The organism is Hydrogenophaga sp. SL48 (assembly GCF_021729865.1).
GTDB lineage: Bacteria > Pseudomonadota > Gammaproteobacteria > Burkholderiales > Burkholderiaceae_C > Hydrogenophaga.
Genome location: NZ_CP063400.1, coordinates 2,326,257 through 2,343,045, shown reverse-complemented (window position 1 = coordinate 2,343,045; position 16,789 = coordinate 2,326,257). Strand labels below are relative to the sequence as shown.

Below are 16,789 nucleotides of genomic sequence, written 5' to 3'. Positions count from 1 at the left end.
ATCTTGCCGCATTCCCCACGTGCCGAAGGCGGGTGACGGGCCGTTCACAATACCGCCCATGTCCAGCCCCGCACCCGAAGCCCCGCATTCCGAACAACTGCTCAGCGAAGTCGCGGCCCTGCCGGGGTTGCCCGGGGTCTACCGCTATTTCGACGCGCAAGGTCAGCTGCTCTACGTCGGCAAGGCGCGCAACCTGAAGAAGCGCGTCAGCAGCTATTTCCAGAAAAACCACGACGGCACGCGCATCGGCCACATGGTGGGCAAGATCGTGCGCATGGAGACCACGGTGGTGCGCTCCGAGGCCGAGGCGCTGCTGCTGGAAAACAACCTGATCAAGACGTTGAACCCCAAGTTCAACATCCTGTTCCGCGACGACAAAAGCTACCCCTACCTCAAGATCACCGGCACGCGCGAGACCTTCCGCACCGCCGGGGTGCGACCGGTGCCTTCGCTGGCGTTTCCGCGCATGGCCTACTACCGCGGCGTGGTGGACCGGCGCCACAGCTACTACGGCCCCTACCCCAGCGCCTGGGCGGTGAAGGAAACCATCACCCTGTTGCAAAAGGTGTTCCGATTGCGCACCTGCGAAGACACGGTGTTCACCAACCGCACGCGGCCCTGCCTGCTGTACCAGATCAAGCGCTGCACCGGCCCCTGCGTGGACCTGATCGACAGCGAGGCCTACGCGCAGGACGTGGCCGACGCCGAGCGCTTCCTGCGTGGCGAGACCCAGGCCGTGCTCGACACGCTGGAGGCGCGCATGATGGCGCACGCCGAGAAGCTCGAATTCGAGCAGGCGGCCGAGATCCGCAACCAGATGAGCGCGCTTTCCCGCGTGCTGCACCAGCAGGCGATGGACAACGTGTCCGACAAGGACGTGGACGTGCTCGCTGTCAAGGTGCTGGGAGGCCGTGCCTGCGTGAACCTGGCCATGATCCGCGGCGGCCGCCACCTGGGCGACCGGCCGTATTTCCCGGCGCACGTGGAGGACGCGACGCAAATTCAGAACCTGCTGTCCGAGGAGGGCACGGCGGTCGGCGACCCGGCCGAGCGCGTGGCGGTGCAGGTGCTCGAAGCCTTCATCGCACAACACTACCTGGGCACGGCCATGCCGCACACCCTGGTGACCAGCCATGCGGTGGGCAAGCCGCTGCTGGACGCCCTGACCGAGCAGCTGGGGGCGAAGGTCAACGCGGTGCACCAGCCGCGCGAACACCGCCGCATCTGGCTGGAGATGGCGCAGAAGAACGCCGACATCGCCTTGGCACGGCTGCTGTCGGAAGAAGGCTCGCAGCAGGCGCGCACCCGCGCGCTGGCCGAGGCGCTGGGCCTGTCCGACGACAGCCTGGACGAGCTGCGCATCGAGTGTTTCGACATCTCGCACACGGCGGGCGAATCGACACAGGCGTCCTGCGTGGTCTTCGAAGGCCACAAGATGCAGAACGCGCAGTACCGCCGCTACAACATCGAAGGCATCACCGGCGGCGACGACTACGCCGCGATGCGCCAGGTGCTGCTGCGCCGATACGGCAAGATCGCCGAGGCCTTGCGCGCTGAATCGGAGGAGGCCGTTGCGCCCGCCGAACCGGCGGATGCATCAGAGCCCGCTGCCGAAGGCGCCACCGATGCCACCTCGGGCTTGCCCACCGGGCCACGCATGCCCGACCTGGTGCTGGTGGACGGCGGCAAGGGGCAGGTGAGCATGGCGCGCGAGGTGTTCCAGCAACTCGGGCTGGACCTGGCGCTGATCGTCGGTGTGGAGAAAGGCGAGGGCCGCAAGGTGGGCCTGGAAGAGCTGGTGTTTGCCGACGGCCGAGAAAAGGTCTACTTGGGCCACGACTCGGCGGCGCTGATGCTGGTGGCGCAGATCCGCGACGAGGCGCACCGCTTCGCCATCACCGGCATGCGTGCGCAGCGTGCCAAGGTGCGCACGGGCGGCAGCAAGCTCGAAGACATTCCGGGCGTTGGTCCCAAAAAGCGGGCGCGTCTGCTGCAGCGTTTTGGTGGTGTGCGCGGCGTGGCCTCGGCCAGCGTGGAAGATCTGTGCACGGTGGACGGCATCTCGGCCGAGCTGGCCGATGCGATCTACCGGGCATTGCATTGACCCCCCCGGGCCGCCTGCGGCGTCACTCCCCGAGGGGGCGGCACTGGCGGCCCGGCCACGCCGGTTTCGCGGCGCCCTGGTGGCTGTACACCGCTCCCCCATAATCACGCCATGTTCTTCAACCTTCCCACCTTGCTGACCTGGGCGCGCATCGTCGCCATCCCGCTGATCATCGGGGTGTTCTATCTGGAAGGCATGAGCGCCAAAGAGCAGAACCTGATCGCCACCGTGCTGTTCGTGGTGTTCGCCGCCACCGACTGGGCCGACGGCTACCTCGCGCGCAAACTCAACCAGACCTCGGCCTTCGGCGCTTTTCTGGACCCCGTGGCCGACAAGTTCCTGGTCTGTGCCTGTCTGCTGGTGCTGGTGCACCTGGAACGGGCCGACGTGTTCGTGGCCCTGATCATCATCGGCCGCGAGATCGCCATTTCCTCGCTGCGCGAGTGGATGGCCATCATCGGTGCCACCAAGAGCGTGGCGGTGCACATGGTGGGCAAGCTGAAGACGGCGGTGCAGATGACCGCGATTCCCTTTCTGCTGTTCAACGGCACGCTGCTCGGTGTGATCGACACGCACCTGTGGGGCACCTGGCTGATCTGGATCTCCGCGGTGCTGACCGTCTGGTCCATGGTGTATTACCTGCAGAAGGCGCTGCCCGAGATCCGCGCCCGCTCGCGCTGATGACGCCGGCGCCTCAAGACAATGCGTGGCTGCGCGCCATGCCCTGGGTGTTCGTGCTGATCTGGAGCACGGGCTTCATCGTCGCGCGCTACGGCATGCCGCACGCGCCGCCCATGAAGTTTCTGGCGGTGCGTTACGCGCTGTCCATCCTCTGTTTCCTGCCCTGGATCGTGGTCGCCGGTGTGAAGTGGCCGAGCGACCGGCGCCAGGCGCTGCACCTCGCCGTCACCGGCGTGCTGATGCACGCGGGTTACCTCGGCGGCGTCTGGGCTGCGGTGAAGGCGGGCATGGGGTCGGGCCTGTCGTCTCTGATCGTCGGTATCCAGCCCGTGCTCACCGCCATCTGGCTCACCAGCGTGGGCGGGCAGCACGTGTCGCGCCGCCAATGGCTCGGCCTGTTGCTGGGATTTGCCGGCCTGGTGCTGGTGGTCTCGCGCAAGTTCGGCGCGGGCGGCCCGGGTGATCAGGCCAACTGGATCAACCTGTCGTTCGCCGTGATGGCCCTGTTGGCCATCACCGTCGGCACGCTCTACCAGAAGCGTTTTGTGTTGCCCTGCGACGTGCGCAGCGCCAACACGGTGCAGCTGGCCGCCGCGCTGCTGGTCACGCTGCCGCTGGCCTTGATGGAGTCCGAGTCCATGCAATGGAGTTCGGCAAACGCTGCGCTCAACGCCGAGCTGGTGGGCGCCATGGCCTGGTCGGTGCTGGGGCTCACGCTGGGCGGCAGTTCGCTGCTGTACATGCTGATCCAGCGCGGCGCGGCAGCCTCGGTGACGAGCCTGATGTACCTCGTGCCGCCGAGCACCGCGCTGATCGCCTGGCTGCTGTTTGCCGAGCCGATCACGGCGGTGACGATCGCCGGCACCGCGCTCACCGCTTTCGGCGTGAGCCTGGTGGTGCGGCCGGCGCGCTGACCCGACCCGGGCCCCGCTTTCGCCACGGTTCGTCCTCGAAGCGCGCGACCAGAAAATCCACCAGCAGGCGGATGCGGCGCGGCACCTGGGCGCGGTAGGGCGCCAGCCAGTGGATGTCGGCGTCGGGCATCGCGTATTCGCGCAGCACCCGCACCAGCGCGCCGCTCTCCAGCTGCGGCGCGATGTCCCACAGGCTGCGCAGCATGATGCCGTGACCGGCCAGGCACCAGTCGCGCACCATCTCGCCCGAGTTGCTGGAGAGCGGTCCGCGCACCGGCGTGTGCCGAACCTCGGATTCGCCCTCACGTTGCAGCCGCCAGTGGTCAAAACGCTGGCCCGGTCCGCCGCCGTTTTCGCGCACCACCAGGCAGGTGTGGGCCGCCAGATCGGGCAGCGAACGCGGTTCGCCGTGGGCTTTCAGGTAGGCGGGCGCGGCCACCAGCACGCGCTGGTTGGACGCGAGCCGGCGCGAGACCCATTCGCTGGCGCGATGGGCCGGCGCGTTCCAGAGCCAGATGGCGCCATCCCACCCATCCACCACCAGATCGGGCAGCTGTTCGGTCAGCTGCAACTGGATGTCCACCGCCGGGTGCCTCGCCTGGAAATCCGCCAATGCCGGCCCCAGCCACAAGCGGCCGAAGCCGAAGGTGGCGGCCAGGCGGATCGGGCCGGCCGGTTCGGTCTGGCGCTCGCGCAGCTCGGCTTCCAGTGCATCAAACCCGTGCAGCAGCTCGCTGGCGCGCTCGCACATCGTCTCGCCCTCGGCCGTGGGACTGACGCGGCGGGTCGTGCGCTGGAACAGGCGCAGGCCCAGCCGGGCCTCCAGCGCGGCCAGTCGTTTGGTCACGGCCGACGGCGCCACGCGCAGCGACCGCGCGGCCATCACCAGGCTGCCGTGCTGTCGCACGGCCAGGACGAGTTCAAGATCGGGACGGTCCAATTGTTTCCCTTTTGGAATCAATCAATTGACAGATTATTGCCTTAATGAGGGCTAAGCTTGCGCCCATGTTCAACGGCTTTCAGATCCACTCCGTGATCCGCGAGGGCGTGCACCTGCACACCCGCATCGCTGGTGAAGGGGCGCCGCTGCTGCTGTTGCATGGCCATCCGCAGACCCAGGCCATGTGGCACCGGGTGGCGCCCGCATTGGCCGAGCACTTCACCGTGGTGCTGATGGACCTGCGGGGTTACGGCGACTCGTCCCGCCCTGAACCTGATGCGGCGCACACCGCGCACAGCAAGCGCGAGATGGCGTTGGACGCGCTGGCCGTGATGGCGCAGCACGGCTACGACCGTTTCGGCGTGCTGGCCCACGACCGTGGTGCCCGCGTGGCGCACCGGCTGGCGGCCGACCACCCGCAGGCGGTGCAGCGGCTGATGCTGCTCGACATCGCGCCCACGCTGGCCATGTACGCACAGACCTCCGACGACTTCGCACGCGCCTACTGGCACTGGTTCTTCCTGATCCAGCCGCCGCCGTTGCCCGAAGCCCTGATCGCTTCCGACCCGGAGCGCTACGTGCGCAGCGTGATGGGCAGCCGCCACGCGGGTCTGGCGCCGTTCGATCCGGCTGCGCTCGCCGAATACCAGCGCTGTGCCGGGCTGCCCGGCACCGCCACGTCGATCTGCGAGGACTACCGCGCCAGCGCGGGCATCGATCTGGCCCACGACCGAGCCGATGTGGCCGCTGGCCACCGCCTGATGCAGCCGCTGCGCGTGCTCTGGGGCCAACACGGCGCGGTGGGGCGTTGCTTCGATGTGCTGTCGCTGTGGCGCGAACGCGCCGACCATGTGTCGGGCCAGGCACTGCCGTGTGGCCACTACATCGCTGAAGAGTTGCCCGAGCGGGTGATCGCCGAGGCCCTCACTTTTTTCACCCCTTGATCCAGAGGAGCATCCCATGAGCACCACCCACCGCATCGCGGTCATCGCCGGCGACGGCATCGGCACCGAGGTCATGCCCGAGGGCATCCGCGTGATGGAGGCCGCGGCCTCGAAGTTCAACATCCCGCTGCAGTTCGACCACTTCGACTTTTCGAGCTGCGACTATTTCGAGAAGCACGGCCAGATGCTGCCCGACAACTGGAAGGAGCAGATCGGCGGACACGATGCGATCTACTTTGGTGCCGTGGGCTGGCCTGACAAGGTGCCCGACCATGTGTCGCTCTGGGGTTCGCTGCTGATGTTCCGCCGCGAGTTCGACCAGTACGTCAATATCCGTCCTGCCAAGCTCATGCCCGGCGTGACCGCACCGGTGGTGCGACGCGACGGCAGCCCGCGCCAGCCCGGCGAGATCGACATGGTGATCGTGCGCGAGAACACCGAAGGTGAATATTCCAGCATCGGCGGGCGCATGTACGCCGGCACCGAACGCGAGATCGTGGTGCAGGAAACAGTGATGTCGCGCATCGGCGTGGACCGTGTGCTGCGCTACGCGTTCGAGGTGGCGCGCTCGCGGCCCAAGAAACACCTGACCAGCGCCACCAAGAGCAACGGCATCGCAATCACCATGCCCTACTGGGACGAGCGCGTGGCCGAGATGGCGAAACAGTACCCGGACGTGACGGTGGACAAGTTCCACATCGACATCCTCACTGCACACTTCGTGCAGCGCCCCGACTTCTTCGACGTGGTGGTGGGCAGCAACCTGTTTGGCGACATCCTGTCCGACCTGGGGCCGGCCTGCACCGGCACCATCGGCATCGCGCCCAGCGCCAACCTCAACCCCGACCGCAAACACCCCTCGCTGTTCGAGCCGGTGCACGGCTCCGCGCCGGACATTGCCGGCCAGGGGATCGCCAACCCGATCGGGCAGATCTGGTGCGGCGCGATGATGCTGGATCACCTGGGCTACCGCGATGCACACGACGCGGTGATGCGGGCGATCGAGGCGACGCTGCAACCTGGCAGCGGTGCACCCCGCACCCGCGATCTGGGTGGCACCGCCGGTACCTCCGATGTCGGCCTGGCCATCGCCGGTGCCCTGCTCGGTTGAACCTCACGAGGCGGTGACGGCAGGTGGCTCCAGTCACATTGGCGCAGGGGAGGTGGTGTGGAATCCGCATAGAATCTCGCCCTTCTGGCCATCGTTGAGCAAAGCCGAGACCGCCGTATTGACAGGGGTGCAGGCCGGTGGGTCTAATGAAGATGCGCATGTGGCGGCGAGCACCGACCAATGCGTCTCACGATCCAACCAGAAACATCAGGCTTTTTGCCCGGGATGCGAGCATCCCGAGGCTGGAGGCTTGTTTGAACGGACTTTTCACCACTTTAAGAGGGGCTATTTGTGAACAAAACAGAACTCGTCGAGCACATCGCCAAGCACGCCGACATTTCCAAGGCCGCCGCCACCCGTGCGCTGGATTCCACCATCACCGCCATTCGCACCACGCTCAAAAAAGGCGGCACCGTGTCGCTGGTGGGTTTTGGTTCTTTTGCCGTGACCAAGCGCCCGGCTCGCAAGGGTCGCAACCCCCGCACCGGCGAAGAGATTAAAATCAAGGCCGCCAAGGTGCCGAAGTTCCGTCCGGGCAAGGCCCTGAAAGATGCGCTGAACTGAAGCGTGTCTGAAGTTTTCCGGTGGGGTGCTTAGCTCAGTCGGTAGAGCGGCGCCCTTACAAGGCGTAGGTCGGCGGTTCGACCCCGTCAGCACCCACCACCATCAAGAAGGCGAACTCGGGTTCGCCTTTTTTGTTGTCGACACTCCGGTGTCGGCGTTCGTTTGATTTGCAGGATTCCAGGCATGTTCGATTCCATCCGCAATCACAAGAAGTACCTGATGGGCTTCCTGCTGATCTTGATCATCCCGTCCTTCGTGCTGTTCGGCATTCAGGGCTTCACTGACGGCAACCAGAGCGGCGAAACGGTGGCCACGGTGGATGGTCAGGACATCAGCAAGGCCGAGTGGGACCAGGCCCACAAGGTCGAGGCGCAGCGGCTCCGCGAATCCATGCCCAACATCGATGCCAAGCTGCTGGACAGCGATGGCGCTCGCTATGCATCCCTGGAACGCCTGGTTCGCGACCGCGTGCTGGCGGTGGCGGCCCAGAAAGACCACCTCTTCACGAGCGACCAGCGCCTGGCTCGGGCGCTGCAGGAAGACCCCAGCATCGCCGCGCTGCGCAAGCCCGACGGCTCGCTGGACGTGGAGGGTTACCGGCAGCTGGTCGCCCGTCAAGGCCTGACGCCGGAAGGCTTCGAGGCCCGCGTGCGCTCCGATCTCTCGGTGCGGCAGGTCACGGGCGGTGTGCAATCCTCCGGCTTCGCTCCACCAGCGCTGGCCCAGGTGTCCCTCAATGCGTTCTTCGAACGCCGCGAGGTTCGGGTGCTGCCCTTGGCCGCCAGCGACCATGCTGCCAAGGTCGTGCCCACCGACGCGGAGATCGAGCAGTTCTACAAAGACAACCAGGCCTTGTTCCAGGCGCCGGAGCTGATCGACGTGGAGTACCTGGTGCTGGACGCGGCCGGACTGGCGCAGAGCGTCACGCTCAACGAAGATGCACTGCGGGCCTATTACAAGGAAAACATGGCGCTGTTGTCGGGCGACGAAGAGCGCCGCGCGAGCCACATCCTGTTGAACGCACCGAAGAGCGCACCGGCTGCTGAGCGAGAGAAGATCCGCGCCAAGGCGCAGGCCCTGCTGGAACAGCTGCGCAAGGCGCCCGAGACCTTTGCCGCCGTGGCCAAAGCCGAATCGCAGGACCCCGGCTCTGCCAACAAGGGCGGTGATCTGGAGTTCTTTGGTCGCGGTGCGATGGTGAAGCCTTTTGAAGACGTGGTTTTCGCGATGGCCAAAGGCGCAATCTCCGATGTGGTCGAAACCGATTTCGGTTTTCACATCATCCAGCTCACCGATATCAAGGCACCCAAACAGCGCAGCTTTGAAGAGATGCGGCCCCAGATCGAAGCCGATCTGAAAAAGCAGCAAGGACAGAAGCTGTTCGCTGAAAACGCCGACAACTTCGGTAACCTGGTCTACGAGCAGGCCGACAGTCTCAAGCCGGCGGCCGACAGCCTCAAGCTGGAACTGCGCACTGCCAAGGGCCTGACGCGCGAGCCGGTGCAGGGCAGCGGCGTGCTGGCCAATGAACGCTTGCTGGCGGCGCTGTTCGCGCCCGAGTCGGTGCAGAACAAGCGCAACACCGAAGCCATCGAAACCGCTTCCGGTCAGCTCACGGCGGCGCGTGTGGTTCAACACACGCCTGCGCGCACGCTGCCTCTGGCCGAGGTCCGCGACAGCGTGCGTGCACGCCTGGTGGCCCAGCGTGCGGCCCAGCTTGCGAAGGAAGAGGGTGTCAAGAAGCTGGCGGCCTTGCGGGCCGGTTCTGATGCCACGGCCCTCCCGGCGTCTGTGGTCGTGAGCCGCGACAACCCGCAGGGTCTGGCCGCGCCGGTGCTCAAGGCGGCGCTGAGCGCCGATGCCAAACAACTGCCTGCCTGGGCCGGCGTGGATCTTGGCCAACAGGGTTATGCCATCGTGAAAGTGGAGAAGCTGTTACCCCGCGCCGCCCCTGCCGCGCAAAACCAGGAGGTGCAGCAGTACGCCCAGTGGTGGACTGCGGCCGAGACCCTGGCCCACTACGAGCTGCTCAAGGAACGCTTCAAGGTCAAGATTTTGGTGCCCGAGCCTGCACTTTGAAGCAGATCGCGTTCGAATGTCGAAAGCTTCGCGCTATAATGCGAGGCTTGCGGTGGCTGTAGCTCAGTTGGTAGAGTCCAGGATTGTGATTCCTGTTGTCGTGGGTTCGAGCCCCATCAGCCACCCCATATAGATCAAGTACTTAGCCCGGTTTCGACCGGGCTTCGTCGTTTCTAGTCCATAGAAAATTCCCACCGTGGGAATATCCTGTTTAGGTGTGCGCGATGAAACAGCACAACAGGGGATCAACTGAAAAACGCTAAGTTGGTTGATTCAGTTTGGATTGATCAGTGCCCCGACGAGCTTGGCCTCGAAAGAGGGCCCGAGAGCCAAGGAGTTTGTTCTTGGGTTTCCACATACAAGCACACCTATCTTGCGAAGTACCTTCACGCCACCAGGCATGCTTGGAAGGACTGGCCCAATAGGGTGCTGAAGGTTTCCTTCTGCGGTCCGGGGCGTATTCAGGACAAGAATGAGAGCATGACAAGAGAAACAGTTGGTCTGACAAAGGGTACGGTCACAGTGCCTGCCGCCTGACCACCTTCGTGCGGTCATACACCCGCGCCGTTGTAGCGGGGTTGGCGTGCAGATCTGGAAGCAGGCCATGCTCAGCCTTGTGTTCCGTGGTGTAGTGGGCGCGCAGGTCGTGGAAGGTGAATCGGTCCTCTGCCGTCATCACCTTGTCCTCGATGGCCTTGAGAACGCACCGCTGCCACAGTGTTTTGAACCCTCGGTCGGTGTATGCGTTGTTTCCTCGCGACGGGAACACATAGAGGCAGTCAACCCCGCGAGCGGCCCGAACCACCTTCAGGCGGTCAATCAGCGCCTGGAGTGTCGGCGTGATTGCCACCAGTTCGATCACCTCGCCGCGCTTCTTACCGCGCTGTTTGGCACGCTTCGTCCGCACCACCTTGGCTGCTTCGTCGATCTGGGGCCATGACAGGTCCAGGAACTCCACGCGGCGGTTGCCGGCCAGGCTGGCGTATTCAGCCATCATCCCAATGATCTGGCGTTGTGGTGTCTGGCGCTGCAGCCATTCCAAGAACTTGGCCAGCACCTTTGTGTCGGGAGCCTTGTCGCGTGGCTCGCTCCCATGTGGTTCCACGCCGATTGTGGCGTTGACGGTGCACACACCCAGCTTGATCCCGTGGCCGAACAAACGGGACATCAGAGACTTTTCGATGTCGGCCCGCCGGGGCGATTTGACCCGCTCAACGTGCACGTACCTAGCGACGGTGGTCGAGTCGATTGCAGAGATCTGCAGATGACCCAGCACCGCATCGATCTGCTTCCAGGCCGAGGCGTAGTCAGTGCGGGAGGCATCGGCCAGCTTAAGCCACCGAGGCGCCTTCTGGTATTGCTCCCACACCCATCGCAGGGTTCCGTAGCTGTCGCCTTGGCCGTTCAGGTCAAGGACCTTGCGGATCGCAGCGATTTTGTCGGTGCCAAGATTCATCGGCTTTCCGGCGACCGGGTGGAAGCGATAGGTGACGGTCTTTCCGTCGTTCCATGGCCGCGCCTCCATGCGCGGCAGCAGGCCCTCTGTGCTGCGTCGATCTCTGGGGCGTGGCATGCTGGGTTGCTCCTATTCAACTGAACTCATGCCGCCACTTTCCATTTCGGAGTGTTGCGGCCAGCGAGTGGCTCGGTGTAATAGCTGACGAGGCGACGTTCCCATTCTGTTCGTGCAACCAATGGACGCCCGTTCGGTCGCCGCTCGACGCGTAACCCCAGGCTGCGCAAATAGCGGCACTTGGCTAAGTTCTGGGTGAGGCCGCTGCAGATGGCATCGACTTCCTCGTCACTGAGGTCGGGGCGGGTGGTCATGAGAGACCAGTTTGCCGGGGTGATACGTTCGTGGACGTGCGAATGGAGCGTATCGCAGACCCCTTTTCGCAAATGATCCGTTTCTGAGCTCACCCACAATAGCCACTGATTCATAAAGTCAACGCTTGTCTTGCTGCCGCGCCTCGCTCAGGTCCCGATTTCGGCGTTCCATCTTCATCAGATCCGCGCTGTACATCAGGGTCCCGGCCACTCCAAAGAACATCAGCATGAGGCCAAGGCGAGCCAGCCAGCGGAAGTCCCCGCTGAAGTCCACCGTGTTGACCAGTACCGCCCCGATCACTGCCTGGATCAGAGAGGTGAGAAGGATGCTCCGTACCGTCAGAGGTTGCTTGACCAGACTCGCCATCTGGGGGTCCTCGATCAGGCGTTCCGTTTCGGTCTTGTGATGTTGCATGGTCATGTTCGGTTTCCCTTTGAGATTGAAGTGTGTTCATGGAAGAGTCGAATCCATCTTGATGCAAAAAGCCACGGAGTCAAGTTGAGGCCAGCTGATCGCAACCCGCAAGCCAGTAACCGCGCGCATTGGACATCACGCTGTCGGACATGCATTCAATCGTGTAGCCGGGCAAGCGATCCTGCAGAGCTTTCTCATAGAGCTTCGCACCACCACCCGCCAGCAACACTCGACTGAGCCGTGCCTTGTTCATGTCGATACGACCCAGGAACGCTGCAATCTCGCGCTTGGCCGCGTCGACGGCCAGCTTCTGATAGGGCGCCATGTCGATCACCTTGAATCCGAGGTTGATCTTTCCGGTGCTCAGACCTTCTTCAACCTGATCGAATTCAAGGCTGCCGGTCCCGTGGTCGAACCCGACCTGTTGGCTGACGGTACGAAGGATGTTGGAGACCCCGCCGTCGAAAGACCCGCTCAGCTTCAGTTCAGGGGACATACCGTTGCTGACGAACCAGTCCAGCGTTCGATACCCCGGATCGATCAGCATGGTGAGCTTCCCGGGTTGGTAGATGGGGTCATCTGGAGATGCATTCTGACCAGCGGCCCTCAGTCCACCGAAGGGCTGGGGCAGCACAAGGCATTGCAACGCCTTGACCTCGATGCTTGATGCACCAGAAGTGGTGTGCACCAGGTGTTTGGGTACGGGGATGGGTCGCGCCTGCATGGCGATCTCGTGCAGCCTGCGACCGCGGTTGGTGAAGCCGCTCACGGGCAGGCCAACAACCATCAGGTCGATGGTGTTGGTGAAGTGCCCGAGCTCGCGCATCGCCAGGTGGATGCTCGTTCGCAGGAGAACCTCGTGCTGGTCGGTCTCGATGTAGTTCGGATCGAGGAAGCGGGCCTCGACGCCCATGGTGGCCGCTGGGCCGGCGTAGTAGGCCTGACCGTTGTGCTCGATCAGGATGCGATCCGGTTGACTGGCGAGGCCTGCCGACTCTTCGTTGACCACCACGTTGGGCGTGATCGACCGAAAGCAGATCTCGCCCCAACGGGAGCGCCCCTGCTTGTCCAGGCTGTGGCTCCAGACGACCTTGGTGTTGCCGTAGCCAATATCGATGGCAATGACGGTACGCGCTTTCATGAAAATTGTGTCCTTTTGGAGTTAGGTAGGAGAGTTCTGTAGAAGATCGAGGTCGAAGGCCTTCAGTGCGTTCTTGAAGAGCTTTGTCCTGGCCGCGTCGCTGGTGGCTGGAATGTCCGAAGGGGCGGTGTCCCCACTCTGAGACTCCACCGTAGGAGATGGGGCGTAGGAAGAAAGCCTGTTCACGGACTCGATTGGGATAGCGGCGGGATGAGGGTCTAAACCGCTGGGCCCGCGACCAAGACTTCGGGCCATCAGGTTTTGATCCAGCTGGCCCGCTCGACATCTGGCATGCGCGCCAGCTGCTCAATCACGGGACGCAGTGATGGGTCCGAGCCGAGCAGTACAACTCGCACGGTGAACGATCTGGGGAGCGCGCCTGTGGTTTCAGGAAGGGAGAGAAACCACCTAGGCATGCTCGCCGTCTCATGGAGCATCGATAGCGCAGCGCAGCGCGGACGGCCCGGGCGCGATCGCCCTCATCTGGAAGGCATGCCAATCTCAAAAAGACAGGTTGGAGCCCAATTTCATCTTTGACAAAGGTGATTCGAAGTTTCACTTGGCTGTCCAAAAAATGCAGACTTTCGTGCTGGAGTGCTGACTTTCGTTAGCCAGTGCAGGGTTTCGGAGTTGATAGCCTTGAAGCGGCATTGGTGTGCTTGGTTTCGTTTTGGGTTGCCGACTTTCGTGCTGGAGTGCAGGGTTTCGGCGCTGATTCCGAAAACGAGTCTCCCAAAGCCACATAGCGTTTTTGAAACGAATGCTCGCTGCGAAACCAGAGCATTCGGGCAATCCGTGGACGCCAAAACCTTGCTAGACTTCGCGCACGCCCTCGAGGGCACAGATCACCAACGCCGCTTTCTGCGGGAGGATCTGAATGACCACCATGGTCAACAGGCTGAGTTCTCGCGTCCGGCTCCCACGCCGGCCTTTTTTTGGAGCCATCGCGGCTTCGCAGGACTACCTCAGCCACACAGATTTCAAGAATAGATCCATACAGAGTGTCAAAAACGCTGTGGAAACGTATTTGAAATCAACGACTTGCGAGAAAAACTAAGTGGCTGAGAGCCTACAGAATGGAATACTGACAGTGGGAAAGTCGGTGTTTTGACTGTGGTTGTCGCCAGTAACAACAACGAGCATCAGGAGCCCTGCCAGGTTGCACTGGGCGCCCGAGACAGCCTTCTTGATAGAGGGATATCGGTCGTGAGAATGGGTAGACACGTCTGAGAACGTGTTGATCGGGTGGGTAACGCCACCTGGCAAACAATGAGGGAGCCATGCGTCTCCCAACCCTCCTCACGGAGGGGTACGCATGCGCGCGGGCAGCGATATGTCCTGCTGGAATTGGAGAGTGCTTCGGCACGCCAGTCCAACCCTGGAACCGTGAGGACAGGGGGCTACGAGGTGAAGGTACAGCCTCGTGGTTAAAACGAATTTGTTTAAGTACAGTGCCGGTGTTTTTCGTCAGATTTTTGTGAGTAGTCGAGGTCCGGGTCGTGCCACTTGGGGTCCACCGCAACTTTGCGGACAAATTTGTCCGGTGATTGTTCGACGCAGGGGCGTTCATCTTGAGGACAGACGGACTTCCATGCCCGCTCCACGTCGCTGATATCCACGGGGCGCCCTTGGTCAGACGATAGGGTGTAGTTGACCGCCTTCCGCAGTATGGACAGGGCGTCCGCTGGCGCGATCGAGACGAACAACTCCGCCAGCGAGTTGGGTGTCACAGTGTCGGAAAAACGAACGTTCTTGCGCCTGTCGAACTCAGCCACCAGAAATACCGTCAGGTCGTCGCCGCTGAGCAGGGGGAGCAGGATCTTCTCTGCGAAGCGTCCACCACGGACGGCTGCCGCGTCGAGGGCCTCGGGGCTGTTGGTGGCGGCCACGAACACCAGCTCCGGTACCCTTCCCATGAGGCCGTCCATGGATTTGAGGATCTCGTTGGTCGCGCCGGGCGTGTGCGACATGGACCGGTCGCGCAGCAGTTCATCTGCCTCGTCCAAGAACACGAACGCAGGGCGATGGTCCGCAGCCTGATCGACCAGGGTTCTGAACTTGCGTGGGTCGCGCAGCACGTCGTTGGTGTTGACCTCAAAGACGTGCCAGTCACCCAGCTCGCGGGCCAGCGCTCGCACGAGTTGGGTCTTGCCGGTCCCAGGGGGGCCGTACAGCAGTACTCCGGATGGCGTCTCTCCACCCCGCTCAGCGATGGTCTCCCAGTTGCGCAGACGATGGAGGAGGGATGCCACCTCGACCTGAACCGAAGAGGGGAGCACCAGCTCGCTGACCTTGGCCCCCTCCCTGGGGATTGCGCTGGTGCGCCGGCTGGCCTCACGCGCGGCCAGCTTGAAGTCGACCAGCGAGGTGCTCGTCCCGCGAACACCGTGCCCGTTATCGCGCAGACGCTTGATCGTGCTTTCGATGAATGCGACCGAGCGGCGCTCCCAGAGTGCTGCCACCTTCTCGATGACCTCCTGCTCGGCCGTGATCTGGTGCTTGGCGCACAGCCCACGGATGATGGCGGTTCGCGCGGCTGCATCGGGGTAGGGGATCTCGATCCGGAAGTCGAAACGACCGTCGCGCACGATGGCAGCATCCAGGTTGTCCGGGTAGTTCGTGGCCGCAATGAGAACGGTCCGGTGCTTGCGGGCTTCGTCGATCAGGGCCAGCAGCGCGTTGACGGCCTTCTTGTCCTCGTGGTGCACGTTGCGGTCGCCGCCGCGGCTGGTCGCGATGGCGTCGAACTCGTCGAAGAAGAGGAGAGTCGGTTCCTTCTGGGCCTGTGCGAAAAGCTCTTTGAGGATCTCCGGGGTGCCGTTGACCCACTTGGTCACGAGGTCGGAGACAGCCAGCTTCATGAAGCGCAAACCCAGCTCGCCGGCGATGGCCTGTGCGAACACCGTCTTGCCGTTGCCTGGGGGGCCGTACAGCAGGATACCGTTGCGGTCAGCGATGGGGCCGGCCTTCGTGCGGTAGGCCGAAAAGGGCGTGATGGTGGTGCGAAGCTGCGCTTTGAGCTCCGCCATCCCTGCGAGCCCGTCCAGACCGATCATTGGGTAGGAAGAGGGGAATACGGGGGCAGCATCTTCCAGCCCTGCTGTGTCTCCCTGCTGGGTACGAGGAGAGGCCAAAAGGCCTCGGCCAAGGACCACGCCGCGCGGCCCGTATATGGCCGACTCCTGCACCGCTCGGGCGATCGACAGGAAAAATAGCAGCGTGAGAACTGGCATCAGCATCCAGAGCAATGAGGACTTCTGGAACGTGGTGACCCGGTAGGCATAGCCCAGGAAGAACCCCATCACGACCACGCCGACCGTCATCAGGTGTTCCATGGCGCGAACCACCTTCCAGTAGGCCGCATCGGTGCGGGCCACCATGGCGACGAAAAAGCCTGCCCAGTACCGGGCGGTCATCAGCAGCATCATGGTGGGCAGGATGCCCAGGAACACGGTGTAGGCCACGTACCCCAGTGAATCCACCCAGCCCGAAAACTGGAGGCCGACGTAGACAGCACCCAAGAGCAGCGCCAGTCGCGCGATTCGGAGACCCATCTGCTGGGCGTGCCGTTGTTGAAGATCGCTCAGCGTCATGCCGCACCCCCCTTGGGTTTCGAAGCGCCACGATCAGCGGTGACGGTGAAAAATTTGCGCTCGTAGCCATTGATCGACCGGTCAAGGATGCGCTCAACATCAGCGACCGCTGTGCCGGTGCCTCGAACATGAATCGTGCAATGCACAGGCTGCAGTGGGTAGAAAAAGCTGGAGAGGCGGTCGAACCTCACGGACGAGCAGTCCTTGCTGGAGGAGCACATCTGCAGGATCCGGTCCTTGGTGCCTGAGCCGTTCAGGATGCGGTCGAGAGGATTGCGACTGTGGTTGATCCACAGTAGCGTGAAGCCCGTCCAGGTGACGGTGATCAGCAGTGTTTTGAAGCTTGAGTTCATGCAAACAACATAGAACACAGGCGGTCAATGTCAAATTGGCGGATCGGGGACCCAGCTGCGTTGATCGTGTCCTGACACCGTGAATCCGACCGCGCTCACTTCGTCCACTTCGACAGCTCGCTG

Annotated in this window: 14 protein-coding genes and 2 tRNA genes; 9 read left to right on the top strand and 7 right to left on the bottom strand. The window is 63.2% G+C overall.

Annotation, left to right across the window (positions count from 1 at the left end):
• Window positions 1–58 precede the first annotated feature (58 nt).
• The 3 genes from uvrC to IM738_RS11105 all read left to right on the top strand — a co-directional run bounded on the left by uvrC (window position 59) and on the right by IM738_RS11105 (window position 3,699).
• Window positions 59–2,104, top strand: a complete 2,046-nt coding sequence (gene uvrC, locus IM738_RS11115; RefSeq protein ID WP_236965920.1) for an excinuclease ABC subunit UvrC — start codon at window positions 59–61, stop codon at window positions 2,102–2,104.
• A gap of 111 nt (window positions 2,105–2,215) precedes the next feature.
• Complete coding sequence (gene pgsA, locus IM738_RS11110) at window positions 2,216–2,785, top strand: CDP-diacylglycerol--glycerol-3-phosphate 3-phosphatidyltransferase (protein ID WP_236965919.1); 570 nt, start codon at window positions 2,216–2,218, stop codon at window positions 2,783–2,785.
• Window positions 2,785–3,699, top strand: a complete 915-nt coding sequence (locus IM738_RS11105; RefSeq protein ID WP_236965918.1) for a DMT family transporter — start codon at window positions 2,785–2,787, stop codon at window positions 3,697–3,699. Before pgsA ends, IM738_RS11105 begins: the two co-directional genes overlap by 1 nt.
• Here IM738_RS11105 and IM738_RS11100 read toward each other — a convergent pair.
• Window positions 3,656–4,639 (bottom strand): LysR family transcriptional regulator, encoded by a 984-nt coding sequence (locus tag IM738_RS11100; protein ID WP_236965917.1) that lies wholly within the window; start codon window positions 4,637–4,639, stop codon window positions 3,656–3,658. The genes IM738_RS11105 and IM738_RS11100 overlap by 44 nt on opposite strands.
• A gap of 65 nt (window positions 4,640–4,704) precedes the next feature.
• On the opposite strand from IM738_RS11100, the gene IM738_RS11095 reads away from it, so the two are divergent.
• The 6 genes from IM738_RS11095 to IM738_RS11070 all read left to right on the top strand — a co-directional run bounded on the left by IM738_RS11095 (window position 4,705) and on the right by IM738_RS11070 (window position 9,465).
• On the top strand, window positions 4,705–5,583 hold the full coding sequence (locus IM738_RS11095; protein ID WP_236965916.1) for an alpha/beta fold hydrolase: 879 nt from the start codon (window positions 4,705–4,707) through the stop codon (window positions 5,581–5,583).
• A 16-nt stretch (window positions 5,584–5,599) separates the two neighbouring features.
• Window positions 5,600–6,694 carry a tartrate dehydrogenase gene (locus tag IM738_RS11090; RefSeq protein ID WP_236965915.1) on the top strand — a complete coding sequence of 365 codons (1,095 nt, stop codon included), beginning with the start codon at window positions 5,600–5,602 and terminating at the stop codon, window positions 6,692–6,694.
• A gap of 291 nt (window positions 6,695–6,985) precedes the next feature.
• Complete coding sequence (locus tag IM738_RS11085) at window positions 6,986–7,258, top strand: HU family DNA-binding protein (RefSeq protein ID WP_077330314.1); 273 nt, start codon at window positions 6,986–6,988, stop codon at window positions 7,256–7,258.
• A 23-nt stretch (window positions 7,259–7,281) separates the two neighbouring features.
• A tRNA-Val gene (locus tag IM738_RS11080) sits at window positions 7,282–7,357 on the top strand.
• A gap of 84 nt (window positions 7,358–7,441) precedes the next feature.
• Complete coding sequence (locus IM738_RS11075) at window positions 7,442–9,337, top strand: SurA N-terminal domain-containing protein (RefSeq protein WP_236965914.1); 1,896 nt, start codon at window positions 7,442–7,444, stop codon at window positions 9,335–9,337.
• A gap of 52 nt (window positions 9,338–9,389) precedes the next feature.
• Window positions 9,390–9,465 (top strand) — tRNA-His (locus IM738_RS11070).
• A 389-nt stretch (window positions 9,466–9,854) separates the two neighbouring features.
• Here the strand turns inward: IM738_RS11070 and IM738_RS11065 are convergent.
• The 6 genes from IM738_RS11065 to IM738_RS11040 all read right to left on the bottom strand — a co-directional run bounded on the left by IM738_RS11065 (window position 9,855) and on the right by IM738_RS11040 (window position 16,666).
• Window positions 9,855–10,910, bottom strand: a complete 1,056-nt coding sequence (locus IM738_RS11065; protein WP_236965913.1) for a tyrosine-type recombinase/integrase — start codon at window positions 10,908–10,910, stop codon at window positions 9,855–9,857.
• Between the two features lie 26 nt (window positions 10,911–10,936).
• The gene (locus IM738_RS11060) at window positions 10,937–11,164 is read right to left on the bottom strand and encodes a DUF4224 domain-containing protein (protein ID WP_236965912.1); all 228 of its coding nucleotides are present in this window, start codon (window positions 11,162–11,164) and stop codon (window positions 10,937–10,939) included.
• 118 nt (window positions 11,165–11,282) lie between these two features.
• Entirely contained in the window at window positions 11,283–11,585 is a 303-nt protein-coding gene (locus IM738_RS11055; protein WP_236965911.1) for a hypothetical protein, read from the bottom strand.
• 73 nt (window positions 11,586–11,658) lie between these two features.
• Window positions 11,659–12,720 carry a ParM/StbA family protein gene (locus IM738_RS11050; protein WP_236965910.1) on the bottom strand — a complete coding sequence of 354 codons (1,062 nt, stop codon included), beginning with the start codon at window positions 12,718–12,720 and terminating at the stop codon, window positions 11,659–11,661.
• A gap of 1,442 nt (window positions 12,721–14,162) precedes the next feature.
• Window positions 14,163–16,313, bottom strand: a complete 2,151-nt coding sequence (locus IM738_RS11045) for an AAA family ATPase (RefSeq protein ID WP_236965909.1) — start codon at window positions 16,311–16,313, stop codon at window positions 14,163–14,165.
• A complete protein-coding gene (locus tag IM738_RS11040; protein WP_236965908.1) occupies window positions 16,310–16,666 on the bottom strand; it encodes a hypothetical protein in 357 nt (118 codons plus the stop codon). The genes IM738_RS11045 and IM738_RS11040 overlap by 4 nt, the downstream gene beginning before the upstream one ends.
• Window positions 16,667–16,789 lie beyond the last annotated feature (123 nt).

Bases quoted from the DNA above. Each gene is read 5' to 3' on its own strand.
- IM738_RS11075 (WP_236965914.1), top strand. From the start codon at position 7,442: ATGTTCGATTCCATCCGCAATCACAAGAAGTACCTGATGGGCTTCCTG.
- IM738_RS11060 (WP_236965912.1), bottom strand. From the start codon at position 11,164: ATGACCACCCGCCCCGACCTCAGTGACGAGGAAGTCGATGCCATCTGC.
- IM738_RS11105 (WP_236965918.1), top strand. From the start codon at position 2,785: ATGACGCCGGCGCCTCAAGACAATGCGTGGCTGCGCGCCATGCCCTGG.
- IM738_RS11055 (WP_236965911.1), bottom strand. From the start codon at position 11,585: ATGACCATGCAACATCACAAGACCGAAACGGAACGCCTGATCGAGGAC.
- uvrC (WP_236965920.1), top strand. From the start codon at position 59: ATGTCCAGCCCCGCACCCGAAGCCCCGCATTCCGAACAACTGCTCAGC.
- IM738_RS11090 (WP_236965915.1), top strand. From the start codon at position 5,600: ATGAGCACCACCCACCGCATCGCGGTCATCGCCGGCGACGGCATCGGC.
- IM738_RS11065 (WP_236965913.1), bottom strand. From the start codon at position 10,910: ATGCCACGCCCCAGAGATCGACGCAGCACAGAGGGCCTGCTGCCGCGC.
- IM738_RS11045 (WP_236965909.1), bottom strand. From the start codon at position 16,313: ATGACGCTGAGCGATCTTCAACAACGGCACGCCCAGCAGATGGGTCTC.
- IM738_RS11040 (WP_236965908.1), bottom strand. From the start codon at position 16,666: ATGAACTCAAGCTTCAAAACACTGCTGATCACCGTCACCTGGACGGGC.
- pgsA (WP_236965919.1), top strand. From the start codon at position 2,216: ATGTTCTTCAACCTTCCCACCTTGCTGACCTGGGCGCGCATCGTCGCC.
- IM738_RS11050 (WP_236965910.1), bottom strand. From the start codon at position 12,720: ATGAAAGCGCGTACCGTCATTGCCATCGATATTGGCTACGGCAACACC.
- IM738_RS11095 (WP_236965916.1), top strand. From the start codon at position 4,705: ATGTTCAACGGCTTTCAGATCCACTCCGTGATCCGCGAGGGCGTGCAC.